At 69.0% G+C, this 25,481-nt stretch carries 23 protein-coding genes and 1 riboswitch; of the genes, 9 read left to right on the forward strand and 14 right to left on the reverse strand.

Annotated features, from left to right (window positions below; all coding sequences use genetic code 11):
- Positions 1 to 72 precede the first annotated feature (72 nt).
- Complete coding sequence (locus tag ACFUEJ_RS05975) at positions 73 to 1,269, forward strand: protein kinase (protein WP_205333015.1); 1,197 nt, start codon at positions 73 to 75, stop codon at positions 1,267 to 1,269.
- 12 nt (positions 1,270 to 1,281) lie between these two features.
- On the opposite strand, the gene ACFUEJ_RS05980 is transcribed toward ACFUEJ_RS05975, so the two are convergent.
- Both ACFUEJ_RS05980 and ACFUEJ_RS05985 read right to left on the reverse strand, forming a co-directional pair.
- Positions 1,282 to 2,673 carry a class II 3-deoxy-7-phosphoheptulonate synthase gene (locus ACFUEJ_RS05980; RefSeq protein WP_068970557.1) on the reverse strand — a complete coding sequence of 464 codons (1,392 nt, stop codon included), beginning with the start codon at positions 2,671 to 2,673 and terminating at the stop codon, positions 1,282 to 1,284.
- A 43-nt stretch (positions 2,674 to 2,716) separates the two neighbouring features.
- Positions 2,717 to 3,199, reverse strand: a complete 483-nt coding sequence (locus tag ACFUEJ_RS05985; protein ID WP_058251695.1) for a polyadenylate-specific 3'-exoribonuclease AS — start codon at positions 3,197 to 3,199, stop codon at positions 2,717 to 2,719.
- Between the two features lie 103 nt (positions 3,200 to 3,302).
- Here ACFUEJ_RS05985 and ACFUEJ_RS05990 point away from each other — a divergent pair, with 103 nt between their 5' ends.
- Positions 3,303 to 4,874, forward strand: coding sequence for a mannosyltransferase (locus ACFUEJ_RS05990; protein ID WP_388028202.1), 1,572 nt, complete (start codon positions 3,303 to 3,305; stop codon positions 4,872 to 4,874).
- Positions 4,875 to 5,163: 289 nt separating this feature from the next.
- Here the strand turns inward: ACFUEJ_RS05990 and ACFUEJ_RS05995 are convergent, their stop codons facing one another.
- The 6 genes from ACFUEJ_RS05995 to ACFUEJ_RS06020 all read right to left on the reverse strand — a co-directional run bounded on the left by ACFUEJ_RS05995 (position 5,164) and on the right by ACFUEJ_RS06020 (position 9,862).
- A complete protein-coding gene (locus tag ACFUEJ_RS05995; RefSeq protein WP_058253139.1) occupies positions 5,164 to 5,874 on the reverse strand; it encodes a 1-acyl-sn-glycerol-3-phosphate acyltransferase in 711 nt (236 codons plus the stop codon).
- Between the two features lie 154 nt (positions 5,875 to 6,028).
- Complete coding sequence (locus ACFUEJ_RS06000) at positions 6,029 to 7,036, reverse strand: ROK family protein (RefSeq protein ID WP_058253064.1); 1,008 nt, start codon at positions 7,034 to 7,036, stop codon at positions 6,029 to 6,031.
- On the reverse strand, positions 7,036 to 7,542 hold the full coding sequence (locus ACFUEJ_RS06005) for a hypothetical protein (protein ID WP_259937440.1): 507 nt from the start codon (positions 7,540 to 7,542) through the stop codon (positions 7,036 to 7,038). Before ACFUEJ_RS06005 ends, ACFUEJ_RS06000 begins: the two co-directional genes overlap by 1 nt.
- A 201-nt stretch (positions 7,543 to 7,743) precedes the next feature.
- Positions 7,744 to 8,973, reverse strand: a complete 1,230-nt coding sequence (locus ACFUEJ_RS06010; RefSeq protein WP_068972098.1) for an ArsA-related P-loop ATPase — start codon at positions 8,971 to 8,973, stop codon at positions 7,744 to 7,746.
- Between the two features lie 20 nt (positions 8,974 to 8,993).
- Entirely contained in the window at positions 8,994 to 9,431 is a 438-nt protein-coding gene (locus tag ACFUEJ_RS06015; RefSeq protein ID WP_058253066.1) for an SRPBCC family protein, read from the reverse strand.
- On the reverse strand, positions 9,431 to 9,862 hold the full coding sequence (locus ACFUEJ_RS06020) for a hypothetical protein (RefSeq protein ID WP_065630040.1): 432 nt from the start codon (positions 9,860 to 9,862) through the stop codon (positions 9,431 to 9,433). The genes ACFUEJ_RS06015 and ACFUEJ_RS06020 overlap by 1 nt, the downstream gene beginning before the upstream one ends.
- Before the next feature lie 108 nt (positions 9,863 to 9,970).
- Between ACFUEJ_RS06020 and ACFUEJ_RS06025 the strand changes: the two genes are divergently transcribed.
- Positions 9,971 to 11,779 (forward strand): long-chain fatty acid--CoA ligase, encoded by a 1,809-nt coding sequence (locus ACFUEJ_RS06025; RefSeq protein ID WP_247449541.1) that lies wholly within the window; start codon positions 9,971 to 9,973, stop codon positions 11,777 to 11,779.
- 25 nt (positions 11,780 to 11,804) lie between these two features.
- Here the strand turns inward: ACFUEJ_RS06025 and ACFUEJ_RS06030 are convergent, their stop codons facing one another.
- The 4 genes from ACFUEJ_RS06030 to ACFUEJ_RS06045 all read right to left on the reverse strand — a co-directional run bounded on the left by ACFUEJ_RS06030 (position 11,805) and on the right by ACFUEJ_RS06045 (position 16,289).
- On the reverse strand, positions 11,805 to 12,929 hold the full coding sequence (locus ACFUEJ_RS06030) for a glycosyltransferase family 4 protein (RefSeq protein ID WP_259937442.1): 1,125 nt from the start codon (positions 12,927 to 12,929) through the stop codon (positions 11,805 to 11,807).
- Entirely contained in the window at positions 12,929 to 14,326 is a 1,398-nt protein-coding gene (locus tag ACFUEJ_RS06035; protein WP_388028110.1) for a hypothetical protein, read from the reverse strand. Before ACFUEJ_RS06035 ends, ACFUEJ_RS06030 begins: the two co-directional genes overlap by 1 nt.
- A gap of 8 nt (positions 14,327 to 14,334) precedes the next feature.
- Positions 14,335 to 15,372 carry an NlpC/P60 family protein gene (locus ACFUEJ_RS06040; RefSeq protein ID WP_058253141.1) on the reverse strand — a complete coding sequence of 346 codons (1,038 nt, stop codon included), beginning with the start codon at positions 15,370 to 15,372 and terminating at the stop codon, positions 14,335 to 14,337.
- Positions 15,373 to 15,602: 230 nt separating this feature from the next.
- Positions 15,603 to 16,289, reverse strand: coding sequence for a C40 family peptidase (locus tag ACFUEJ_RS06045; protein ID WP_058253071.1), 687 nt, complete (start codon positions 16,287 to 16,289; stop codon positions 15,603 to 15,605).
- Positions 16,290 to 16,305: 16 nt separating this feature from the next.
- Positions 16,306 to 16,537, reverse strand: a riboswitch (cyclic di-AMP (ydaO/yuaA leader).
- A gap of 583 nt (positions 16,538 to 17,120) precedes the next feature.
- Here ACFUEJ_RS06045 and ACFUEJ_RS06050 point away from each other — a divergent pair.
- On the forward strand, positions 17,121 to 18,953 hold the full coding sequence (locus ACFUEJ_RS06050) for a DEDD exonuclease domain-containing protein (protein WP_388028113.1): 1,833 nt from the start codon (positions 17,121 to 17,123) through the stop codon (positions 18,951 to 18,953).
- Between the two features lie 26 nt (positions 18,954 to 18,979).
- Positions 18,980 to 19,258, forward strand: coding sequence for an Lrp/AsnC family transcriptional regulator (locus ACFUEJ_RS06055; RefSeq protein ID WP_058253073.1), 279 nt, complete (start codon positions 18,980 to 18,982; stop codon positions 19,256 to 19,258).
- 46 nt (positions 19,259 to 19,304) lie between these two features.
- Here ACFUEJ_RS06055 and trpD read toward each other — a convergent pair whose 3' ends face one another.
- Together trpD and ACFUEJ_RS06065 are read right to left on the reverse strand one after the other, a co-directional pair.
- The gene (trpD, locus tag ACFUEJ_RS06060; RefSeq protein WP_065630045.1) at positions 19,305 to 20,375 is read right to left on the reverse strand and encodes an anthranilate phosphoribosyltransferase; all 1,071 of its coding nucleotides are present in this window, start codon (positions 20,373 to 20,375) and stop codon (positions 19,305 to 19,307) included.
- Between the two features lie 21 nt (positions 20,376 to 20,396).
- Complete coding sequence (locus tag ACFUEJ_RS06065; protein ID WP_065630095.1) at positions 20,397 to 20,882, reverse strand: hypothetical protein; 486 nt, start codon at positions 20,880 to 20,882, stop codon at positions 20,397 to 20,399.
- 153 nt (positions 20,883 to 21,035) lie between these two features.
- Here ACFUEJ_RS06065 and ACFUEJ_RS06070 point away from each other — a divergent pair, with 153 nt between their 5' ends.
- The 4 genes from ACFUEJ_RS06070 (at position 21,036) to ACFUEJ_RS06085 (ending at position 25,391) form a co-directional block, all read left to right on the forward strand.
- Positions 21,036 to 21,647, forward strand: a complete 612-nt coding sequence (locus tag ACFUEJ_RS06070; RefSeq protein ID WP_065630046.1) for a heme-copper oxidase subunit III — start codon at positions 21,036 to 21,038, stop codon at positions 21,645 to 21,647.
- Between the two features lie 74 nt (positions 21,648 to 21,721).
- Positions 21,722 to 22,618 (forward strand): cytochrome c, encoded by an 897-nt coding sequence (locus tag ACFUEJ_RS06075; protein ID WP_338855411.1) that lies wholly within the window; start codon positions 21,722 to 21,724, stop codon positions 22,616 to 22,618.
- Complete coding sequence (locus tag ACFUEJ_RS06080; protein ID WP_065630048.1) at positions 22,615 to 23,772, forward strand: ubiquinol-cytochrome c reductase iron-sulfur subunit; 1,158 nt, start codon at positions 22,615 to 22,617, stop codon at positions 23,770 to 23,772. Before ACFUEJ_RS06075 ends, ACFUEJ_RS06080 begins: the two co-directional genes overlap by 4 nt.
- Positions 23,769 to 25,391: a cytochrome bc complex cytochrome b subunit gene (locus ACFUEJ_RS06085; RefSeq protein ID WP_065630049.1), complete on the forward strand. Its 1,623-nt coding sequence runs from the start codon at positions 23,769 to 23,771 to the stop codon at positions 25,389 to 25,391. The genes ACFUEJ_RS06080 and ACFUEJ_RS06085 overlap by 4 nt, the downstream gene beginning before the upstream one ends.
- Positions 25,392 to 25,481: the final 90 nt, after the last annotated feature.

Here is a 25,481-nt window from a genome sequence, read left to right on the forward strand (position 1 = left end):
CGTCGGCGACACCCTCCATCGGCATCGTGCCGATGCTCTCGACCGGCCCGGGCTGCAGGTAGATTCGGCAGCGTGAACTCCCCCGTCGACACGATGCTCGGGACCGTCCTCGAGGACCGGTACCGGATCGACGCGCCCATCGCGCGCGGCGGCATGTCGGCGGTCTACCTCGCCGTCGACCTGCGGCTGGGACGCGACGTGGCGGTGAAGGTGATGGACTCCCGGTACTCGGGAGACCCACAGTTCTTGCGCCGCTTCGAGTTCGAGGCGCGCGCGGTCGCCGGCCTCAAACATCCCGGGCTCGTCGCGGTGTACGACCAGGGCATCGACGACGGCATCGCGTTCCTGGTGATGGAACTGGTCGACGGGGGCAGCCTGCGCGAACTGTTGCGCGAACGCGGCCCGATGCCGCCCCATGCCGTCGTCGCGGTGGCCGCGCCGGTACTGGGCGGGCTGGGCACCGCACATGCCGCGGGTCTGGTCCACCGGGACGTGAAACCCGAGAACGTGCTCATCTCCGACGAGGGCGAGGTCAAGGTCGCCGACTTCGGACTCGTACGCGCCGTCGCCGAAGCCGGGGTGACCTCGGCGAGCGTGATCCTGGGGACGGCCGCCTATCTCTCCCCCGAGCAAGTCGAGTCCACTCATGCCGACGCGCGCAGCGACGTCTACTCCATGGGTGTGATGATGTTCGAACTCCTCACGGGCAGAACACCTTTCTCGGGCGACTCACCCCTGGCTCTCGCCTACCAACGTCTCAGCTTCGACGTGCCGGCGCCGGGCGACGTGATCCCGGGGGTGCCGGAGGAGTTCGACGAGATCGTGTTGCGCGCGACCGAACGCGACCCCGCCGATCGATATGCCGACGGCTTCGACATGCAGCGGGCTCTGCTCGCCGTCGCCGACGAACTCGACCTCCCGCCGTTCACGGTGCCCGCTCCGCGCCGGTCGGCCGAGCGTCAGACGGTGTCGCGCTACCGGGGCCCCGATCCCGGCGGCCATGGCACCCGGGTCCAGTCGGTGCCCGGCCCGGCGCGGCCCGCGGACACAGCCACACCCGTGGAGCAACCTGCGGCCGAGCGCGACGACGTCGGCTCCGCGCCGCGTCCGGTGACCCGTCGTACCCCACGGCCGGTGGCCGTCGAGCCCGAACTCATCGGCGGCAGCCGGCTCGGCGCGCTGGTCTGGATAGTCGTCGTGCTGGTGCTGGTCGGCGGCCTCGGCGCCCTCGGATTCTGGGTCGGCAGCACGTTCCTGGCGATCGGCTGACGCCCCGCTCCCTCAGCCGCGCAGCATCTCCGCGACGAGGAACGCCAGCTCGAGCGACTGCTGCGTGTTCAACCGCGGATCGCAGGCCGTCTCGTAGCGTCCCCCGAGGTCGAGATCCGAGATCTCCTGTGCGCCACCGAGACATTCGGTGACGTCCTCGCCGGTCAGCTCGACGTGGACACCGCCCGGATGACTACCCAGCGCGCGATGCACCTCGAAGAACCCCTGCACCTCGTCGACGATGCGGTCGAAGTGCCGGGTCTTGAAGCCGGTCGACGCCTCATGGGTGTTCCCGTGCATCGGATCGCACTGCCAGATGACCTTGTGGCCGGTCGCCTCGACGGCGCCGACGATGGCCGGCAGCACGTCGCGGACCTTGCCGTTGCCCATCCGCGCGACGAGCGTGAGTCGCCCGGGCACGTTGTGCGGATCGAGACGCTCGACGTATTCGACGGCCTGCTCGGGCGTCGTCGTGGGCCCGATCTTGACGCCGATCGGATTGCTGATGAGCTCCGCGAACGCGATGTGGGCGCCGTCGAGCTGGCGGGTCCTCTCCCCGATCCACAGGAAGTGCGCGGAGAGGTCGTAGAGGACCTTGCCGGCACCCTCGGGGTCGTCGGCCAGCCGCAGCATGGCGCGTTCGTAGTCGAGGACGAGCGCTTCGTGCGAGGCGAAGATGGAAGCGGAGTTCAGATTCGAATCGGTGACGCCGCAGGCGTCCATGAACCGCAGGCCGCGATCGATCTCGGACGCCAGGGCCTCGTAGCGTGCGCCGGCGGGTGACGTGCGCACGAACTCGCGGTTCCAGTCGTGCACCCGGCTCAGATCCGCCTCGGCCTGGGTGAGGGCGCGGACCAGGTTCATCGCGGCCGCGGCATTCGCGTAGGCGCGCACCAGCCGGGACGGGTCGTGGGCCCGCACCGCCGCGTCGGCCACGAATCCGTTGACCATGTCGCCGCGGTAGGAGGGCAGCCCCAGGGCGTCGGTGTCGGATGATCGCGGCTTGGCGTACTGGCCTGCGATCCGGGCGACCTTGACCACCGGCATGCTGGCGCCGTAGGTGAGCACGACCGCCATCTGCAACAACGTGCGGATGTTGCCCTTGATGTGCGGTTCGGTGTTGTCGGCGAACGTCTCCGCGCAGTCACCGCCCTGCAGGAGGAATGCACGCCCCTCGGCGACGTCGGCCAGCTGCGCGGCGAGTGTCTGGACCTCGGCGGGCATACAGATCGGCGGGACCGACTCGAGGACGGTCCGCATCTTGCGCGCCTCGTCGGCCGGCCAGCTCGGCTGCTGTACCGCCGGGCGGCTGATCGCGTCGTCGAAACGCGTCTGGAGGTCCCCCGGAAGCGGCGGGAGCTCGGGAAGGTCGTCGATCGGAACGTCTACGGTCCAGTTCACCACCCGTCCAGGGTAGAGGAGACGTGGCCGTGGATTCGTCCGCGGGTCAGACGCGGGCCTTCTCGATCGCCTCCCACCGGCGCAGGTTGTGCCGGGCGTCGCTCAACGCGTCGTGCGCGTCCGACGGCGTGGGCGGCAGCGCCGGTCGGCCCGCGGCCTCCCAGTGCTGCCGCAGCTCACGGGTGAACCGCGGGATCTCGCGCGGCAGCGCGGTCATGGGACCCCACAACTGGCACAGCACGACATGGTCGTAGGCGCCCACCCAGGCCCACAGCTCGATGTCGGAGCCGTCGGCGGTGAGGAACTCGAGGAGATCTTCCCGGATGCGTCGCCGGTCCCGCCACGCGGACGACGACGGCGAGGGCAGTTTCGGCAGCACGTTGGCCCGCACCCAGTCCCCCGCCCGGCCGGGGTCGAAATCGGTCGACACCGCATAGAACTCGCGGCCGTCCTCACCGACGACCCCGATCGAGACCAGCTCGATGGTGGTGCCGTCCTCGATGAACTCCGAGTCGTAGAAGAAACGCATGGGTCAAGTATTCACACACCCTCGTGCCGACCCGCTCACCGCGCACCGTTTCGCCATACCGCCCTCCGGCTGTCTACCCTGGTATTTCGTGCGCTCCAGGTCCGTGCTGGCGACCGCTCTCCTGGCGGCGTCGATCATCGCGCGGCTCGTCTGGGACACGCTGACCGTGAACGGCAGGAACTTCGTGGACCTGCACGTTTACCGCGACGGTTCGGCGGGTCTCGCCGACGGGTCGCTCTATCTCTTCACCTACGCCGGTGAGACCGACTTCGCCCTGCCCTTCACGTATCCGCCGTTCGCGGCCGTCGTGTTGTACCCGTTGTCGCTCGTGCCATGGGACCTGGTGGCCATCGGCTGGCAGCTCGCGACGTTCGGAGCCCTGTACACCTGCGTCGTCCTCGCCTTACGCCTGTGCGGGTCGACGACCGACGTCTACGCCGTGGCTGCACTCTGGACCGCCCCCGCGATCTGGTGCGAACCGGTCCGGGTCACGCTGGACTACGGCCAGATCAACGTGTTCCTGATGCTGGGCACCCTGCTGGCGGTCACCTGGGCGCGCAGCGACCGCGGGGTGCTCGCCGGCGGCGCACTCATCGGTCTGATGGCCGGGGTCAAGCTCACCCCGGCGATCTCCGGGCTCTGGTATCTCGCCGCCCGCAAACCCCTGGGCGCCCTGGCCGCCGCGGTCGCCTTCGTCTTCACCGTCCTCGGTTGCCTGCTGCTCTTCCCCGACGTCACCCGCACCTACTACGGGACCCTGCTCGGCGACGCCGAGCGCATCGGTCCCGTCGAGGCGGTGATCAATCAGAGCCTGCGTGGCACCCTGTCCCGCTTCGTGGGCTTCGACGTGGGGTCGGGCTGGATCTGGATGGTCGGCGTCCTGGTCGCGGTCGTGGTGGCGGTGTTCGCCGGCCGTGCGGTGTCCGACGCGCTCGGAATCCTGCTGGTGGTCCAGCTCTTCGGACTCCTGGTGTCGCCGATCTCGTGGGTGCATCACTGGGTGTGGATCATCCCGCTGGGAATCTGGCTCGTGCACGGCACCGGTTCGCGGCGCCGGGGCGCGCGGGCGGTCCTCGCGATGTGGATCGTGGTCGCGGGGCTCGGGATTCCGTGGTTGCTCCGGGTCACGATCGAGTACGGTCCCCATCCCCCGGCGGCACTCGAGGCGGTCTTCGGGGCCGCGTGGCCGGCGGCCACCTTCGTCACCTTCGCCTGGATGATCGCGACGCGCGCCGCGCGCGACGAACCCCGCGACACCCGACCGCGCGACGTCGTCGCCGCGGCGATCGTCGCCGACGGCCGCGTGCTGCTGGCGCAGCGGTCCCGTCCGGCCGAACTCGCCGGTCTGTGGGAACTGCCCGGCGGTCGTGTCGAGTCGGGGGAAACCCATGCGGCGGCGCTGGTTCGGGAGATCCGCGAGGAGCTCGGAGCCGAGGTCGAAGCCGGCGGGGGCGTCGGCTCCCCGGTCGCGCTGCCCGGTGGCCTGACCCTGCACGCCTACGCGGCGCGGTTGCGCTCGGGGACTCCGACCGCGCTCGAGCACCTCGACGTGCGCTGGTTCTCCGCCGACGAGCTACGACACCTCGACGCCGCCGAGATCGTCCCGGCAGATCGCGACTGGATACCGGAGCTGTGCGCCGTCCTGGACGGCACCCGGGTCGGCGACGCCGGCTGACCGACCACGGCGAGCGTTGCCGAGAAGCGAGCTTGCGCGCATCACCACGCTCCTGAAGAGCGCTTGCGAACATCACCCCGCTCCCTTAGGAGGCCGCAGCTTGCGGAGGGGCGCAACCAACCACCGCTCCCTGAGGAGCGCCCGGAGCTTGCGGAGGGCGCGTCACGAAGGGTTTGCCCCGCATCTCACCAGGACCCTTCGTGACGCTCGCAAGCTCGCTCCTCAGGGAGCAGAGGGAGGGCATCGCTCGCACCTCAGCTCAGGGAGCAGAGGGAGGTCAGAGACTTCCTCAAGCGGCGGCGTCGGCCGCCGGGGGCTCGACCGGCGGGGCCTGGTTCTTCAGGCTCGCGGCGTAGACGTCGACGTACTGCTGACCCGAGAGCTGCATCAGCTCGTACATGATCTCGTCGGTGACTGCGCGTTCGATGTAGCGGTTGCCCTCCATGCCCTCGTAGCGCGAGAAGTCCAGAGGCTTGCCGATGCGCACCGACACCCGAGTGGGTCGCGGCAGGATGCTGCCCGGCGGGTTGAACTTGTGGGTGTCGATCATCGCGACGGGGATCACCGGCACCCCGGTGTCCATGGCCAGCCGGGCGAGACCGGTCTTTCCCTTGTAGAGGCGTCCGTCGGGCGATCGGGTGCCCTCGGGGTACATCCCCATCAGCTTCCCCTTGTCGAGCTGGCGGCGTGCCGCGGTGAGCGCACCCTCGGCGGCCTCGGCCCCGGACCGATCGATGGGGATCTGACCGACCGCGGTGAAGAACCAGCGCTGGAAGCCACCCTTGAGCCCCGTACCGGTGAAGTACTCGCTCTTGGCGAGGAAGTAGATGCGGCGGTCCACCATCAGCGGCAGGAAGAAGCTGTCCATCACCGCGAGGTGATTGCTCGCCAGGATCGCCGGGCCGTCGGTCGGGATGTTCTCGTGTCCTTCGATCGTCGGCCGGCCGAGGACCCGCAGGATCGGACCGAGAAAGATGTACTTGAACGCCCAGTACCACATGAGAATCTCCTCGCCGCGCACACCGACCCGATGACCACCGCCGGACAACCGCGCCGCGGAGACCGCGGAACCGAGGAGTGTCCCGACGCCAAGACCTTACCCGCGTCGCACTCTACCGTCCGGCCGGGACCGCTCGGGGTCTCGCCGGGAGCACTCAGAGCCCGGAGACCGGCCGTGTCTCGGGGTGCGGGTCGGCCAGAGGGCGTGCGGCCGTCCGGATCGCCTGTCGCGCAACCTCGGCCGCGCCCACGACGCCGGCGGTCTCGCCGAGCTGGGTACCGCGGATACGCGCGAGCTGACGGTGTCCGGCACCGGTGACCTGGCGGGCGTAGTGCTCCCGGGCCTCGTCGAGGAACAGCCCCGACGCCGCGCCGACGCCGCCGGCCAGGACGATGAGGTCGGGGTCGAAGATGTCGGCGATCATCGCGAGCCCCTGGCCGAGCGACGTCGCGAACCGCGCGAACGCGGCCAGCGCGACGGCGTCCCCGTCGGCGGCCGCGCGGGCGACCCGACGGCCGGTCAGCGACCCGGGGTCCGCGGCGACATCGGCGGCGAGTTGGCTGCGCCCCCAGTCGCCGTCGGCGAGCAACTCGACCACGGTGTCCACGAGTGCTGTGCCGCTGCAGTACCGCTCCCAGCAGCCGCGTTTGCCACAGGCACAGGCGCGCCCGTCGGGGACGATCGTCAGATGTCCGAGTTCCGGTGCGACGCCGTAACTTCCGCGATAGATCTCCCCGTCGATCACGAACCCGGCGCCGATCCCGGTCCCGATCGCGAGGACGACGGTGTTGTGTCCACGGGCGGCCGCGCCGAACCGCCATTCGGCCACCGCGGCGGCGTTGGCGTCGTGTTCGGCGAAGACCGGGATCCCGACGCGGCGGGTCATCTCCTCGGCGACCGGCGCCTCGCGCCAGGGCAGATGCGGCGCGAACCGGACGATGCTGCGGTCGGTGGTCAGGAAGCCGGCGATCGCGAGCCCGACGGCCTTCGCGTCCCAGCGCGAGGTCAGTTCGCCGACCAACCGGTCCAGACAGTGTTCGAGCGCGGCCGCGGTCGGCGGGGTCTGCGCGCGGAGGGTGTCGAGCATCGTCCCCCGGTCGTCGACCACCGAGGCGCGCACGCTGGTGCCGCCGATGTCGATGCCGATCGTCAGGTCGCCCATCAGTTCTCCTGCCCGGGGCCGGGTTCGGGGGGCGGCGTGGCCCGCCGTGAGGCATCACCGCGTCGCGGTGTGCCGGCCTCGCGCCCGGCGGCCGGTCCCTTGAATCGCACCGCGATCGGTTCGTACTGGCGTGGTGACGCCGATGAGGTCGGCGACGAACGCAGCGCCTCGGCGATGGCCTCGAGTACGGCGATGACCGCCGCGATCAGCCGGGCGACCAGATCGCCGATCTCGGCGAGCAACGAGGTGATCTCCCCCGACGCCCCGGAGAGCGCATGCCCGAGCGGACCACCGTCGGCGAAAGCGGCGAAACCGGGGCGCGTCCCCGTTGCGTCCGCACCACCGGCGGTGGCCGACTGCGGAGCCGGCGCGAAGAGCGCGGCCAGGTGGTCGATCTGGGCGGCCAGTCCGAGCAGCAGGTCGCGCACCGGATCGGCGGGTCCGTCGCGACGCCCGTCCGCGGACCCGTCACCGGCCTGCCGGAACGTCTCGTCGTCCGTGCCCATCGCCAACTCTCCCCTTCTCCCGGCCCCGCGCGAACACCCACCCGCGTGTCTGTCGTCGGGGTCATCGGCACCGTACCCTGCCGTCTCGAACGGTGCGGTCTGGCGAACGTACCCCGCCCGGGCGGAATCATTCCACCGTCGCCGTCCCACCTGGCCGTCGGGAACTGGGCGGCGTCGACGTACCGGGGCCGAGGTACCGGCTCAGTTCTGCGGCCGGGGCCACACCGCCGGATCGGGGACGAAGCCGATGCCCAGGGTCGTGCCGTCCCAGTCGGCGTCGACGACCGTGCAACGTCGTAGCATCGACGGCAGCCGCACCGGATGGCGGAACCCCGCAATCGTCACCAGGAGGTCGTCTCCGCTGCGCCCGAGAGCCAGCGAATCCGGATCCGGTAGGCGCTGCGGCCACGACAACCGGTACACCGGACCGGCCGGCTTGCCGCTCACGCGCCCCTGGACCGCCTCGACCTCGGCCGCGGCCGAACCCCGGGGGACGCCGTGCGGTGCCGGCAACGAGACCGAGAGCTTGCGGAGCCGCGCCATGCGATCGATCGCACCGGACGATTTCTCGACCACCTCGACGACGACGGAACGCGAACCGTCGGAACCGGCGAGTTCGGCCCGCACCATGTCCGCGACCTCGGCCGCCGGTTCGGCGCCGACGCCCGCGTTGACCTGGACCGAGGCCAGCGGCAGGCCCATGAGGTCGGCGGCGGCGAGATGGTGGCCGGTGAGTCGTCGGCTCCGGTCGTCGGCGGCGAGAACGAGGTGCACCGCCACCGCATGCGGATCGGCGAACAGTTCGGCGATGTCGAGGCAGTCCCGGTCGATGGCGTCGACCGCGGCCGTCAATTGCGCGACCATCGGACGCTCGGAAGCGATCGCGAGGCGTCGGTGACGCGGCCAGAACCGGTTGAGGGCCTGGCTGAGAACTGCTCCGCCACGGAGGAACTGGAGTGGGTCACCACACCCGGAACAGTCGACGACGATCCGCTGCCACCGGCCGCTGATCGCCTCGTCCCGGATACGGCGCAGGAGCAGGAAGTCGTCGATCCCGGGCAACGAGGTGAGCTCGGCGGCGTCGATCCCGGCCAGGGTGCCGACGCCGGGCAGGACCGTCTTGCTGCGGCTCACGGTGTGCTCGAGCACCTCGACGAACGCCGACCATGTGCGTTCGGTGAGGTCCAGTCGGTCCAGGGTCAACAGGTGCAGGTATTTGGACACCGCGACGGGCTCGCCGGGCCGGCGGTACACCCGTGCCCAGTCGGGAACCGGCGACCAGCGGTCGACGGTGATGAGGAGCGTGTCGGATTCGGCTGCCGACAGGCCCGACCGGGGCACGGCCCGGGCCGACCGGGAGGTGCCGGGACGCTGGGTCGCACCGGCGGCCGCGACCGCGGAGACACCGGAACCCCCCGGCCCGAGCACGATGTGGATGGGTGTGAGATCGATCAGCCTTCGACCCTCTTCTTGAGGTCGTTCAGCGCGGCATCGGTGATCGCCTTCTCGGCTCGCCGCTTCAGCTGGCCGATCATGGGCACCTGCAGGTCGACCATGAGTTCGTAGGTCACCTTCGTCGATCCCGGGACCTGTTGGGTCAGCACGTATCGTCCGCGCTGATCCTTCTGTAGATCGCTCGACACCAGGCGCCACGACACCGCGGGGGCGTTCCGATCCCATTCGTAGGCAAGCACATACGTGTCCTGGAGGACACCGGCGTCGAGCACGAACCTGACCTCGAGGGCGCGGCCGGCTTCATCCGTGCGCAGCACCTCGACCTCGCGGGCGGCGGTCACCCACTCCGGGTAGTGCTCGAAGTCGGCGATGACGGCGAGGATGGCGTCGGCGTCGGCGCCGATGACGATGTCGCGTTCGGTGTGGTCGGCCATCACCGCATCCCGGCCGACTCGAGACCGGCGGCGGGACCACCGACGACGCGGCCCTTCTCCAGCAGTCGTTTGACCTCGAAGGAGACCTCTTTGCCCGTCACGCGGCGCAGCTTGTTCTCCTCGGCCAGCACGTCGGCGCGGGTGCGGGGGTCGTCGGGCAGCGGACCGGTGGGTTCGGCGTGGAGGAAGTAGTGGAGCACGAAGCCGTCGAGGACCGCCTCGTTCCAGATCTCCATCGTCCCCGACACCGGACCCGCGACCTGCCAGCGCACGCCCTGCTCGCCCCGGTCCTCGGTGACCGCCAGACGCAGGTCCGGCCACCACCGGCGCCAGTTGGCGGGGTCGCCGATCACGGCGGTCGCCAACGGCGGCGCCGCGGCGACGAAGACCTCGTCGGCCACCTGGATGCTCGTCACGCCCACTAGCTTCACATACTCGTGTCGGCGCAGGGTAGTGCACCCGAAACCGACGTCGCGATGAGTCCGATTCCGTGTCGGGGATACGATTCGGTGACTGATGTCTACTGAAGGGTAACCACGATGGGCGAGTACAGCGTGCCCGCGAAGTTCTCGATCGGCGACGACGAGAACTGCACGAACATCATCTTCGGCCTGGCGCAGCGATCACCGCAGCACATCGTGTTCCGCCACAAGCAGGGCGACCGGTGGGAGCCGGTCACCGCCGCCGAGGCCGCCTCCCGCATCTCCGCCATCGCCAAGGGCCTGATCGCCTCCGGCGTCAACCCCGGGGACCGGGTGGCGCTGCTGTCGCGCACCCGCCTCGAGTGGAATCTCTTCGACTTCGCGATCTGGTCCGCGGGCGCGATCACCGTGCCCATCTACGATTCGTCCTCCGCCGGCCAGATCGAATGGATCATGCAGGATTCCGGTGCGGTCGCGATCGTCCTGGAGGACGACGGACATCGCGCCGAGTTCGAGTCCATCGACTCCCTGACCACGCCGGTGACCGTCTTCCAGATCGACCGCACCGACGGGCCGGGTGCCGTCGGCGAGCTCGTCGCCGCCGGTGCCGACGTCCACGACGACGAGGTCGCGGCCCGCCGGGCCACCGTCAGGGCCGCCGACCCGGCGACGCTGATCTACACCTCGGGGACCACCGGACGGCCCAAGGGCTGCGAACTCACCCACGCCAACATGCTGTCGGAGGTGCGGGCGGTCCTCGCCGGCGACCTCCTCGATCAGGTCATCGCCCGCGACGAGAAGCGTCTGCTGATGTTCCTTCCCCTCGCCCACGTGCTCGCCCGGGCCATCACGCTCGTCGCCATCGAGGCAGGCATCGAGGTGGGACACACCAGCGACATCCCGAACCTGGTGGACGAGTTCGCCGTCTTCAAACCGTCGCTCATCCTGTCCGTGCCGCGCGTGTTCGAGAAGGTGTACAACACCGCCCGGCAGAAGGCCCACGACGGCGGCAAGGGAAAGATCTTCGACGCCGCGTCCGAGACCGCGATCGCCTACTCGCAGGCGACGGAGAAGGGGCAGGTCGGTCTCGCGCTGAAAGTCAAGCACGGCGTCTTCGACGCGCTCGTCTACAAGAAGCTCCGGGCCGCCCTCGGTGGCGAGTGCCAGATGGCGATCTCCGGTGGCGCGCCGCTCGGCGCCCGCCTGGGTCACTTCTTCTCCGGCGTCGGTGTGCCCGTCTACGAGGGGTACGGCCTGACCGAGACCACGGCGGCCTTCAGCGTGAACACCCCGTCGGCGTCGAAGATCGGCAGTGTCGGGAAGCCGTTGTCGGGCAATGCTGTTCGGATCGGCGATGACGGAGAGGTGCTGCTGCACGGCGGTGTCGTCTTCACCGAGTACTGGCAGAACCCGGAGGCCACCGCATCGGCCGTGATCGACGGCTGGTTCCATACCGGCGACCTCGGCACCGTGGATGCCGATGGGTTCATCACCATCACCGGCCGCAAGAAGGAACTGATCGTGACCGCCGGCGGCAAGAACGTCTCCCCCGCCGGACTCGAGGACGTCATCCGCGCCAACGCCCTGATCTCGCAGGCCACCGTCGTCGGCGACGCGAAACCGTTTGTGGCCGCCCTGATCACGATCGATCCCGAGGCGTTCCCGGCGTGGAAGGAGCGCACCGGCAAGCCCGCGTCCGCGACGGTCGCCGACCTCGCCGACGACACCGACCTGCGCGCCGAGGTCCAGTCGGCCGTCGACCTCGCCAACAAGACGGTGTCGCATTCAGAGGCCATCAAGAAGTTCCGCATCCTGCCGACCGACTTCACCGAGGAGACCGGCGAGATGACGCCGACGCTCAAGGTCAAGCGCAACGTCGTCGTGGAGAAGTTCGCCGGCGACATCGAGGCGATCTACCAGCGGTGAGCTCCCCGCCGGCGCCGGTTGCTCTTCAGAGCAACTGGCGCAGGCGGGCCGCCATCTGGCTCCACTGCCAGTTCTCGACGACGTAACGCCGTCCGGCCCGGCCCATCTCGGCCGCGGCCGCGCGATCACCGAGGATCGCCAGGATCGCCAGGGCGACCGCGTCGACATCGGTGCCGTCGACGGCGGTGCCGGTGACCCCCTCCTCGATGGTCTCCGGCGCGCCACCGGACAACCCGGCGACCACGGGCACCCCCGACGCCGACGCCTCCAGGTAGACGATCCCCAGGCCCTCGACGTCCAGGCCGCGCCCCCTCGTCCGGGACGGCATCGCGAAGACGTCCGCGATGTTGTGGTACGCCGCGAGGTCGTCGGCGGGCACCGAGCCGGTGAAGATCACATGGTCGGCCACGCCCGTGTCGGCCGCGAGGTCGCGCAGGGTCTTCCCGTAGGGACCACCGCCGACGATGACCAGCGTCGCGTCGGGGATGGTGCGTCGGATCAGCGGCAGGGCGCGGATCAACACATCCTGGCCCTTACGGGGCACCAGCCGCGACAGGCAGAGGATCGTCGGACGCTCCCCTAGGTCGAGATGTTCGCGAAATCGCTGTCGCAGCACCGGATCCGGGGCGAACCGCTCGGTGTCGACGCCGGGGGGCAGGTGTTCCAGGCCCGCGCGGGCGCCGAAGGCCGACGCGAACCGGCCGCGGGTGTATCGGCTGACGAAGGTGATCACATCGGTGTGGCGGCCGATGTGCCCGAGCACCTGCCGCGCGCCCGGCAGCATCGACCACCCGACCTCGTGACCGTGCGTGCTGGCGATGATCCGCTGGGCGCCCGCGCGACGCAACGCCGGCGCCAGCACGGCCAGCGGCGCGGCCGCGCCGAACCACACCGTCGAGATCTGTTCGCGGCGCACGATCTCCGCGGCACGCCGCGCCACGAACGGGGTGGGGAGCATGAGCGTCGTCGGGTGCCGGTACACCCGATACGGGGCGGCCGCGTCGAACTTCTCGTGCGAGTCACCACGCCAGCGCGGCGCGTAGACGACCACGTCCTCCGGCGGCAGCAGGTCCACCAGATTCTGCAGGTAGGACTGGATCCCGCCCGGACGGGGCGGAAAGTCGTTGGTGAGCAACAACGTTCGAGACATCAACGGGCCTGCACTTCGAGCCACCGCTGCCACCCCGCGACCAGTTCGGCACGCGTCAGCCCGAGACTCGAGGCGATCGCCGTGTCCTGCGCCGCGGGCAGGGCCGACGCCGCGACCCCCATGTACATCTTCTTCAGCCGCGCCTCGTCGAATCGATCGGCGACGTAGGCGGCCAGCGACCACGCACTCTGATAAGCCACCTGTGAAGTCTGACCGTCCATCGCGAAGTCGGTGTCGGCGGGTGGCCCGGTCGGAACTCGACCGGCACGCACGGACGCGATCAGGTCGGGTGCGGCATCCGCGATCCTCGTGTGAGTCCCTTTGCGCCCGACGTATTCGGCCACGCCCTCGGTGATCCAGAGCGGCGCGTCGAGCGCGGTGTGAACGCGGGCCGCGACATGGGTCAACTCGTGCCGGAGAACCACCGCGAGCGTCGGTGCGGCGAGTTCCCGGGCCGCCGGGGTCAGGATGATGCGCTGTCCGGTCGCGGTGCGCTGGACCAGGTCGAGGCTGCTGAACACGGTCGCGGCCGCCGCGGTCCCGGTCGCCGCTCGGCCCTCGGGTACGAGTGCGGCGAACTCGTCGTCGGTCGCCGTGGCGACCACGACGGCGCGGCGATCCCAATCGTCGCCCCAGAAGTCACTGACGGCATCCACCGCCCCGGGCAGCTCCCGCTGCAGCGTCGCCACCGTCGAAGACGTTCGGGGATACGAGGCGACCACCGACGTGCCGCCTGCGGTGGCGGTGTCGGCCACCTGGAGTCCGGGCAGCTCCCACATCTGAGTGGGTGCGGATTCTCCTCCCAGGGCCGTGGCGTCTCCGACGAGGCGCCAGGCCTCGCCGTAGCGGGCGACCACGAACTGGGTGCCGACGACCACCTCGGCCTCGTCGACTCCCGGGACCCCCTCGCCGCCGAGCGCATAGCGCAACTCCACCGGAGCGACCCACGAGTCCGAACTCCCCCCGGCATCGAGGAGCTCCTGCAACTCACCGGGTACGAGCACCTCCGCCTCTTCGGTGGGCGCAAGCTGATAACCGAACCGTGCGAGCCGCAGGGTGCCGCTGCGACCGTTCCGCGGCGTGAACCGGCTGGGCGCGAAACCCGCGGCGGCCGTGACGAATCTGTCCTTGAACGCCGGGGTGGCAGCGGTGTCGACGAGGGTGCCGATCGCCCGCACATCCCCGGAACGCACCGCTTCGGTGAGCGCGTCGAGCAACCGCGTCACGCCCGCCGCTCGATCACGCTCGTAGACGTTGACCGCGGCGCTCGACGACACGGGCGCGGCGGACGAGCCGGGCCCGTCGGGCACGTCGCCCGTGCCGCACGCGGTGGCAACTGCGATGACCAGAACGACCACGGCCGAGACGAGGCCGGCGCGCCCGCGCGGTGAGGTCACCGGTGGGACTAGAACCGGCGGGCAGAGTTGTACGGTCCGGCCTCGTCGAGCGGCTCGACCTTGACCGGCACACCGAAGGTCGAGGCGTGGATGACATAGCCGTCACCGACGTACATACCGACGTGATGGGCATCGGGATAGTAGATGACCAGGTCACCGGGCTTGAGGTCGTTCTTCTCGACCGGCTGACCGCCGGCCATCTGCGCCTGGCTCGATCGCGGGATGGTCTTGCCGGCCTGCCGGAACGCCCACACCATGAGTCCCGAGCAGTCGAACGAATTCGGTCCGGTGGCGCCCCACACGTAGGGGTCACCGATCCGGGTGAGGGCGGCGTGGGTGGCGATCAGTCCGGCGGCGGTGCCCTTGGGCACCAGTCGCGGATCGAAGTCGAAGGTCGGACCGCGCAGAGCCGCCAACTGCTTGCCGGTCATCGACTTGTAGATCGACCGGATCTGGATCGCCTGGAGCTGCAGGTCGGCTTGCTTCGTCTGGAGGTCACCACGGACCCGTTCGGCGCGGGAGACCGCCTCGGAGGCGGCCACCGCCGTGCGCTCGGCATCCTTCTTCGCGACAGCGGTCCTGGCCCGTACCTTCTTGATCGCGGTCAGGTCCACCGACGCCTGACGCGAGATCATGTCGAGACCCGACATCTGGTCCAGGAGCGCCTGCGGGGAGTCGCTGACCATCACGGCGTACAGTCCGCTGACCCGCGCGCCCTGATAGCTGGCGCGGACGATCGCGTCGACTCGGTTCTGGTGCACGGCGAGCTGGGCGCGGCTGGTGTCCAGCGTCTGCTGCGCCTCGGCCGCGGCTTTCTTGGCCGCCGCCACGATGCCGCGCTGCTTGTCGTACTCGATCTTGGCGTTGTGCATCGCCTCGGTGGTCTTCTCCGCGTCGATGCCCAGTTGCTTGTAGCGGTCGAGCAGCTGATCGGCCGAGCGCGCGGGCACCGCACGGGCGTCCCCGACGCCGCCGGCGACGGTCGGTGCCAGAACGGCGAACGCCGACAGGACACAGAGCGCCACCATCAGCGGACCCGAACGCATCCTCGGCCGCATCGCGCGACCACGCCCCTCCCCGATCAGCACGGTCTACTCACTCCCTCGTGTGTGCTCGTCGATCCCTGAGCATCCCGGGCCCCTGCACCCGTACCCCGCGTCCCGTCGACCACCCTAGGCGGCCGACCGGCCCCCGGGACTGGTTCGGGCGGATCGCAATCCACGCGATCCGCCCGTCCAGAGACCTTCGTGCTCAGTCTGTTCGTGTTCAGTTGTCGTCAGTACCGACGGATGCCCGTCAGGGTCCACTCCTTGACGGCGTCGCGCTTGACCGGCGTGCCGTAGTTGGACGAGTGGACGAACTGACCGTTGCCGACGTAGATGCCGGCGTGGCCGCCACCGTTGAAGATCATGACGTCGCCGGGCTTGGCCTCGGAGTACGACACCGCGCGTCCGCCGCCGAGCTGGCCGTAGCTGTCGCGCGGGATGTTCTTGCCGGCCTGCTTGTAGGACCAGTAGATGAGGCCCGAGCAGTCGAATGCGTTGGGGCCGGCGGAGCCGTAGGAGTACGGCGCACCGATCTTGCTCTCGGCGGCCTTTACCGCCTTCTGACCGGCGGTCAGCTGCGGCTGGCCCAGGGGCGCGCCGCCACCCTGCGGGCGGAACTGCTGCGGGATCTGCTCCGGCGCGATACCCGGCACGGTGAACTGCCCCAGGTTGGGGATCTCGACCGTGGCGGCGGGCGACTTCTTCACCGGCGTGGCCTCAGGCGCGGGCTTGGCCTCCGGGGCCTTCGCGCCGGGCAGGGCCGGGATCTCGAAAGTGCCCAGCGGGGTGTGGACCGGGGCGGCGAGAGCAGGGCCGGCGGCTGCGGCGAGCGAACCGAGTGTGATCGATCCAGCGATCACCGCCTTCTTGGCGACCGTGCTGCCACGATTGGGCTGTTCCAAACGATGTTTGGCCACGAAGCGAGTTCTCCTTCAGATCTTCCTCTACCGCCGACCGAGTTAGCTGTCGGGTTCGGGCCGGAAGAGTGGCCCTACACGTTTTCGCGCATGAGGTATCCACTGGACACTCATGCATGGCAACGCGATTCACCCCGATTCGGATCGGTTTCGACCGAGTCGCATCAGTGGTGATGCGCTCCGACGAGCCCGTCCGAAGGTTGTGGTTCCCCGGTTCGCCCGCGAGGGCGATTGAGCGGTGACTACTGCGGACCACTTCTGTTGAAGCGGGACGCTCCGCAAAGGTCTCAGAAAGGTTACGAAATCGGATGCGCTCTGTCCACTAAGCGACAGACAGCCAAACCTCGGCCGCTTCTCAGCCTGCCCTGAGGACGGTCACAGAAGCGCGTCGATCCGGCGCCTGAACTGCGGTTTTGGCTGATCTTGCAGATCGTGCAGCGCCGCTGGTCACCATTGCAGCAGCCTGCAGAACGTCGATGGCGAGGTCCAGTTCGGCATCCGCGTCCGAGGTGGCCGCCGTTACCGAACCTCCACCTTCGTGGGACATATCGTCCCAGCTCGGACCACCAAACAGCACTGTCATCATGCACCCGTCGCAAGCGACGGGACGAGCCGGGCAGCGCGCACAATCGACGTACATAATGTGATCTCCATCTCATCTGGCGAGGGTGGGCCGCGTCGGCCCCGTTACGGGTCGTTGTGACCGTGAGAAGACCGCATTTCTCACGTCCAGGTGGAGACTAGGGGCGCCCACCGACAAGTCCGTCGAACAGCGATCGACACAGCAGTCACACGGGTCACACGACACGATGTCGGAGCGTCGCGGTCGCGATGTCGGTGGATCGAACTAGTGTTCGCCGGGTGACGCAGACCAGCGTGGACGGCTCGCCCGCGGGGCAGCTCACCTTCGCCGACCTGGAGGCCGCCGACCAGGGGGCCACGGGTGAGACGTCGAACGAGTTCAGCGACCGGTCGCTCTTCGAGACGACCCTCGTCGTCGTCGACCTCGAGACCACCGGGTCCGACCCGGTCCGCGACCGGATCACCGAGATCGGCGCGGTCAAGATCCGCGGCGGCGAGGTGGTCGGCGAGTTCGCCACGCTGGTCGACCCCGGCCGGCCGATCCCCCCGCAGATCGTGACCCTCACCGGCATCACCACCGCGATGCTGACCGACGCCCCCCGGATCGAGTCGGTGCTGCCGTCGTTCTTCGAGTTCGCCCGCGGCTCGATCCTGGTGGCCCACAACGCTCGTTTCGACATGGGTTTCCTCCGGCAGAACGCGATCCGGCTCCACCTGCCGTGGACGTTCAGCCTCAGCCTGTGCACGGTGACCATGGCCCGGCGCATCCTCAGCCGTGACGAGGCGCCGACGGTCAAGCTCAGCGCGCTCGCCGACCTGTTCGACGTCTCCGTGCGGCCCACCCACCGGGCGCTCGACGATGCGCGCGCCACGGTGGAGGTCTTCCACCGGCTCCTCGAGCGCGTCGGCAATCAGGGCATCGCGACAGTCGGCGACCTGACGTCGTATCTCCCGAAGACCGACCCGCGCCTGCGCGCCAAACGCGCACTCGCCGACCATGTCCCGGCCCGTCCCGGGGTGTACCTGTTCCGCGGCCCGTCGAACGAGGTCCTCTACGTGGGCACCGCGGTGGACCTCCGCCGCCGGGTCCGGTCGTACTTCAGTGGCAACGACCCGCGCCGCCGCATCGCGGAGATGGTGCTCCTCGCCCAACGGGTCGACGTCGTGGAGTGTTCCCACGCCCTGGAGGCCGCCGTCCGCGAACTCCGGCTCCTCGGCGCGCACGCACCGGCGTACAACCGACGATCGACCCAGCCGCACAAGGGTTGGTGGGTGACCCTGACCGAGGAACGCTTCCCCCGGCTCAAGGTCAGCCGAACACCCACCGACGAGTCGATCGGCCCGGTGGGCAACCGCAACAACGCGGCGACCGTCGCCGACGTGATCTCGGCGGCCGCCGGTCTGCGCACGTGCACGACACGGCTCGGCGCGACGGGCTACCACTGGTGTCCCGAGGCCGATGGGAGGCGGCGGCCGGGGTCCTGCCGGGCGGCCACGGCGCAGCCGCAGACGGTGCCGGACTACTCTCCCCGGGTCACCGCGGCCCGCCGGCTCATGCGAGGTGAGGCCGACGAACTCCTCGACGGCCTCACCGCGCGCCTCACCGACCTTGCCCAGGCCCACATGTTCGAGACCGCGGCGCGGCATCGGGACCGTCTCGCGCTCACGATCGACGCCCTCGCCCGCTGCCAGCGACTGGCCGCGCTGTGCGCGATCGCCGAGATCGTGGTCGCCCGGCCCGACGGTGAACGCGGCTGGCAGTTCGCGGTCATCCGGTACGGACGGCTCGCCGCCGCCGGGCGCGCTCGACGCGGAGTCTCGCCCATGCCCGTCGTCGACGCGCTCGTCGCGGCCGCGGAGACCGTGTTACCGGGCCCCGGTCCGCTGCGGGGCGCGCCGGCCGAGGAGGTCGGCCTCGTGTACCGCTGGATGACCGAACCGGGCGCGCGCATCGTGTCGACGAGTGAGCCGGTCGCCCTGCCCGCCGGCTCCGCCGAACGCCGGCTCGGGTGGTCGCAGTCGGCGCACGACGCACGTGCGGCCAGACCCGTCGCCGACTCTCGCACACGGCAGGCGAGCTGAGGGCCACGCACCACTAGGCTGGCGACATGATCACCGCCATCGTCCTCATCCAGGCCGACATCCACCGGATCCCGGAGACCGCCCAGGCCGTCGCCGACATCCCCGGGGTCGAAGAGGTGTACTCCTGTGCGGGCGACGTCGATCTGATCGCGAAGATCCGGGTCCGTGACCACGAACAGATCGCGACGGTCGTCACCGGCCAGATCAACCGGCTACCCGGGGTTCTCAAGAGCGCGACACACATCGCGTTCCGCAGCTACTCCAGCTCCGACGTCGAGGGCGGTTTCTCCATCGGCGAGAACTGACCCGCCGAACACTGCGCCCCACAAGGATTTCGGGGCAGCGTGACCGTCAGGCGGGCGCGGCGAGCCGGCCGCTGAGCTCGGCCCACCGCTGCAGCAGGTCGGCGGCGGCACCGTTGTCGATCGCATCGGCCGCCCGCTCCTTCGCGGCGCCGAGGGCATCGGTCAGTTCCGCCGAGCTCATCGGCGCCTCCTGCTCGAACGCGACGATGGCGCCGGCCGAGTTCAGCAGCACCGCGTCCCGGACCGGGCCCGTGGTCCCGGCCAGCAACTCGCGGGCGATCGCGGCGTTGACCGTCGCGTCTCCCCCCTGCAGGGCGGAGAGTTCCACGCGCGCGATCCCCAGATCCGTCGGGTCGACGGTGAGTTCGTTCACCTGCCCGGCGACGACCTGCCAGACCGTCGACGTGGTGGTGGTCGTCAGTTCGTCGAGACCGTCGTCGCCGCGGACCACCAGCGCGGAGCCGCCGCGCTCGGCGAAGGCCCGCGCCAGAACCGGCGCGAGGTCGGCGAAGGCGCAGCCGATCAGCCCCCGGCTGGGTGTCGCCGGGTTGGTCAGCGGCCCCAGCACGTTGAAGACCGTCGGGATGCCGATCTCCTTGCGCGGCGGACCGGTGAAGCGGAACGCCGGATGGAACACCGGCGCGAAGCAGAAGCCGATCCCGAGTTCCGACACGCACTGCGCGACCGCGGCGGCGTCGAGGGAGATGTCGACGCCGAGCGCCTCCAGCACGTCGGCACCGCCGCTCTTCGACGACGCCGCACGGTTGCCGTGCTTGACCACCGCGACGCCCGACGCAGCGATCACGATCGACGTCATCGTGGAGATGTTCACCGTGTGCGACCGGTCGCCGCCGGTCCCCACGACGTCGACGGCCGGGCGACCGACGTCCACGAGCGTCGCGTGGTCGAGCATCGCGCGGGACAACCCGAGGAGCTCCGCCGGTGCGGCACCTTTCATCTTCACGCCGACGCCGAACGCGGCGATCTGGGCTCCGGTCGCACTGTCGGTCATGATCTCGTTCATCGCCCACGCCGCCTCGTCGGCGTCGAGGTCGAGGCGATCGGTGACCTTGCCGAGGATCTGCGGCCAGCTGAAGTCAGACTGTGCGGTGCTCACGGGGAGTCAGCATATTCGTGTTCAGAGCGGCGGACGCTGGAGGACGGCCCACTCGCGTGCGAATCCGCCGTGCCGCGAACCCAGGCTCGCCATCCGGGACCGTTCCTGGGACAGATGCATCGCGTCGAGCAACTGGACCCGCGCCAGGACCAGGACCACGAGCCGGTCGTCGCGCGGTGCCGGCCTCGGCCCCCAGCGTTCGTCGTCGACGGACTCGTAACCGTCGAGCGCGGCCACCGCGGCCGCGTCGGCCCGCCGGTCGGGTGGCACCTCGACGACGTGCCGGAGGATCACCTCCTCCGCGGCTCGCCACGACGACGCGTCGAGGGCCACCGAACTCGCGATGGCGTCGTCGTCGGACCGGGCCACCACCTCCACCTGCTCACGCAGCGTCAGCGGACCGGCGCCGACACGCGGGCGCAGCCGTGAGCGGAGCCGCGCCAGGCGACCCTGCTCGACGAGTCGGCCGTTGAGATCACGGGGGCCGGGCGGCGCCGAACTGGACATGAACACACGGTAGCGAGCCGGGCGTCCGCCACGCCCTTCCCGGACACGCCGAAGGTCGCCCGATTCGGGCCCGGACCTGCACCGGGAGAATTAATCGGGGGCAATTTCCGACCCGGGTGGCCACGGCTTACTACGAACCGTCATACTTCACTTGTGACAAGCGCTGTAGGTACCTCAGGAACAGCCATCACCTCGCGCGTGCACTCGCTGAACCGGCCCAACATGGTCAGCGTCGGCACGATCGTGTGGCTGTCCAGTGAGCTCATGTTCTTCGCTGGCCTCTTCGCGATGTATTTCGTCGCCCGTGCCAACTCCGCCGTCGGCTGGCCGCCGCCACCGACCGAGCTGAATCTCGCCCTCGCCATCCCGGTGACGACGATTCTCATCCTGTCGTCGGTGACGTGCCAGATGGGTGTCTTCGCCGCCGAGCGCGGTGACGTCTTCGGCCTCCGCCGCTGGTACGTCATCACCCTCATCATGGGAACGATCTTCGTGATCGGGCAGGCGTACGAGTACACCGTGCTGGTCGGCCACGGCACGACCCTCGCGTCGGATGCGTACGGCTCGGTCTTCTACATGACGACCGGGTTCCACGGCCTCCACGTGATCGGCGGTCTGATCGCGTTCGTGTATCTGCTCATCCGGACCAAGCTGTCGAAGTTCACGCCGGCGCAGGCAACCGCGGCCATCGTCGTCTCCTACTACTGGCATTTCGTCGACATCGTGTGGATCGGGCTGTTCGTCACGATCTACTTCATCCGATGACGCCGGCCCGTTCCACCACGACCGAGCGCAGCTCGATCTAACAACAGTCCGTCCCGCTTAGTAGAGAGTCACAGATGAGTTCATCTCCACCGCGTCCGTCGGATAGCGGCACCGAGGTCGGACCCGATGCCTCGGCCCGACGCTCCTCTGCACGCGACGCCGGCCGCCGCGCCAAGGCCCGACGCAAGCTCCGTCGGCGCGCAGGCGGCACCATCGTGCTGCTGGCCGGCCTCGTCATGGCGGGTGTGCTCGCCTCGGTGCTGACCCCCGAGCCGCAGGTCGCGGTCGCCGACGAGAGCAACGCCGCGATGATCGACGACGGTCGCAAGCTCTACGAGACCTCGTGCATCACCTGCCACGGCGCGAACCTCCAGGGCGTGCCCGAGCGCGGTCCCGCACTTCTCGGTGTCGGCGACGCCGCCGTGTACTTCCAGGTGTCGACCGGACGTATGCCGGCGGCGCGTGGTGAGGCGCAGGCCCAGCGCAAGCCGGCCAAGTTCACCACCGAGCAGATCGACCAGCTCGGCGCCTACATCCAGGCCGAGGGTGGCGGACCGCAGGTGCCGCGCAATGCCGACGGCACCGTCGCGATGGAGTCACTGCGCGGCGACAGCATCGGACGCGGCAGTGAGCTGTTCCGATTGAACTGCGCTTCCTGCCACAACTTCACCGGCCGTGGTGGCGCACTGTCGTCGGGCAAGTTCGCGCCGAACCTCGACGGGGTCAACGAGGCGCAGATCTACACCGCGATGCTGACCGGTCCGCAGAACATGCCCAAGTTCTCGAATCGTCAGCTCGATCCGGAAGAGAAGCGGGACGTGATCGCCTACGTCAAGTACGTGAGTGAGGCAAAGCCCAGCGGCGGACTCGGAATCGGCGGTTTCGGCCCGGTCAGTGAAGGCATGGTCATGTGGTTCGTCGGCGTCATCGCCATCGTCGCCGGCGCCATGTGGATGGGATCTCGAGCATGAGCGCGAACGACAAAGACGTCCCGTCGCGGGACGAACTCGAACAGATGAGCACCGATGAGCTCGTCAAACTCGGTACCAATCTCGACGGCGTCGAGATCATCCACCGGTCCGAGCGTTACACGGTGCCGGGCACCAAGGTCGAGAAGCGGGCCGAGCGCCAGGTGGCCATCTGGTTCACCGTGGCCGGCGTGTCCGCCCTCGCGTGCCTCGGCATCTTCCTGTTCAACCATTGGGAATTCGCCCTCCCGGACGATCCGAACTACTGGTGGTACACGTTCAACACGCCGCTCCTCGGCGTGACGTTCGGCCTGTCGGTGTTCGCCATCGGCGTCGCGCTGATCCTCATCACCAAGAAGTTCATCCCGGCCGAGATCTCGGTTCAGGATCGTCACGACGGTGGATCGACCGAGGTCGACAAGAAGACGATCGTCGGTCTGCTCCAGGACACCGGCGCCACGTCCACCCTGGGTCGTCGCAAGATGATCATCGGCTCCGCCGGTTTCGGTCTCGGCGCCTTCGCGGTCACCGGACTCGTCGCCTTCCTCGGTGGCTTCATCAAGAACCCGTGGGCCGAGGGCCCCGACTCGCCGCTGTGGCATTCGGGATGGTCGCCGATCTACAACCCGCCGGAAGCGCCCAACGAGACCATCTACCTGCGGCGTGACACCGGCAACCCGTTCCAGGTCGCCCTGGTCCGGCCGGAAGATCTCGACGCCGGCGGTATGGAAACCGTGTTCCCGTGGCGTCGTTCGGACGGGTTCGGCGAGTCCGAGCACTCCCGCCATCTGCTGGAGGAGGGCCTGCACCAGGTCCGCAACCCCGTCATGCTCATCCGTCTGCGTCCCGAGGATGCGGCCCGTGCGGTCAAGCGCAAGGGTCAGGAGAGCTTCAACTACGGTGACTACTTCGCCTACACCAAGGTCTGCAGCCACCTCGGCTGCCCCGCCTCGCTCTACGAGCAGCGGAGCAACCGCATCCTGTGTCCCTGCCATCAGTCGCAGTTCGATGCGCTCGAGTACGCCAAGCCCATCTTCGGACCGGCCGCACGTGCGCTGGCACAGCTGCCGATCACGGTGAACAACGAGGGCTACCTCGTTGCCGCAGGCGACTTCATCGAGCCCGTCGGTCCGGCATTCTGGGAGCGTAAGTCATGAGCATCGCCGAACGCCTCGGCACTCAAGCCGAAGAAGTGGACTCGCGGTATCACCTCGCCGCGGGCATGCGTCGCCAGATCAACAAGGTCTTCCCCACCCACTGGTCCTTCATGCTGGGCGAGATCGCGCTGTACAGCTTCATCATCCTGCTGGTGTCGGGCGTCTACCTGTCGCTGTTCTTCGATCCGTCGATGACGCGCGTGGTGTACGACGGCGCCTACCAGCCGCTGAACGGCGTGATGATGACCAAGGCGTACGAGACGACGCTGAACATCTCGTTCGAGGTGCGCGGCGGTCTCTTCGTCCGTCAGATCCACCACTGGGCGGCACTGCTGTTCGCCGCGTCGATCATCATCCACATGATGCGCATCTTCTTCACCGGTGCGTTCCGACGCCCGCGTGAGGCCAACTGGATCATCGGTTGTCTCCTGCTGATCCTGGCGATGTTCGAGGGCTTCTTCGGTTACTCGCTCCCCGACGACCTCCTGTCGGGCACCGGCGTCCGCGCCGCCATGAGTGGCATCGTCCTCGGTATCCCGGTCGTCGGCACCTGGATCCACTGGGCACTGTTCGGCGGCGACTTCCCCGGCGTCATCATCATCCCGCGCCTCTACGTGCTGCACATCCTGCTCTTCCCGGGCATCATCCTGGCTCTGATCGGCGCACACCTCGCGCTGGTCTGGTACCAGAAGCACACGCAGTTCCCCGGCCCCGGCCGCACCGAGAAGAACGTCGTCGGCGTCCGCATCATGCCGGTCTTCGCCGCCAAAGCCGGCGCGATGTTCGCCTTCGTCACCGGCGTCCTGGCGATCATGTCGGGCGTCTTCCAGATCAACCCGGTCTGGAACATCGGTCCGTACAACCCGGCACAGGTGTCGGCCGGGTCTCAGCCCGACATCTACATGATGTGGACCGACGGTCTGATACGTCTGTTCCCGGCGTGGGAGCTCTACCTGGGCAACTACACGGTGCCGATGTCGAACTGGGTCGTGCTGATCATGACCATCATCTTCGGCCTGATGTTCGCCTACCCGTGGATCGAGAAGAAGCTCACCGGCGACGATGCACACCACAACCTGCTGCAGCGTCCCCGCGACACCCCGGTGCGCACGGCGATCGGCTCGATGGCGGTCTCGTTCTACATCCTGCTCACGATTGCATGTATGAACGACATCATCGCGTTCAAGTTCCACATCTCGCTGAACGCGACGACCTGGATCGGGCGTATCGGTCTGATCGTCCTGCCGCCGCTGGTGTACTTCATCGCCTACCGCTGGGCGCTCTCGTTGCAGCGCAGTGACCGCGAGGTACTGGCACACGGCATCGAGACCGGCATCATCAAGCGGCTGCCGCAGGGTGAGTACATCGAGATCCACCAGCCGCTCGGCCCGGTCGACAGCCATGGTCACCCGATCCCGCTCCCCTACGAGGGTGCGGCACTGCCCAAGCGGATGAACAAGCTCGGCTCCGCCGGTGCCCCGGGTACGGGTTCGATCCTCACGGCGGATCCGCCGGAGGAGCAGCTGCGCAACGTCGAACTCGAGCACGAGATCGAGGCAGGCGAGCGGAAGGCCCTTCGCGAGCTGCAGGCCAAGGGCGGCAACCCCTTCGGCGAGTAGTCGCAGGAAATCGCACGACCCACCGCGGGCCGTCGAGCACCCAAAGGTGGGCGACGGCCCCCGGGTAGTTTTTGATAGTTTACAACATAT

The sequence above is a fragment of the Gordonia sp. NPDC057258 genome (assembly GCF_042668985.1).
Lineage (GTDB): Bacteria > Actinomycetota > Actinomycetes > Mycobacteriales > Mycobacteriaceae > Gordonia > Gordonia hongkongensis.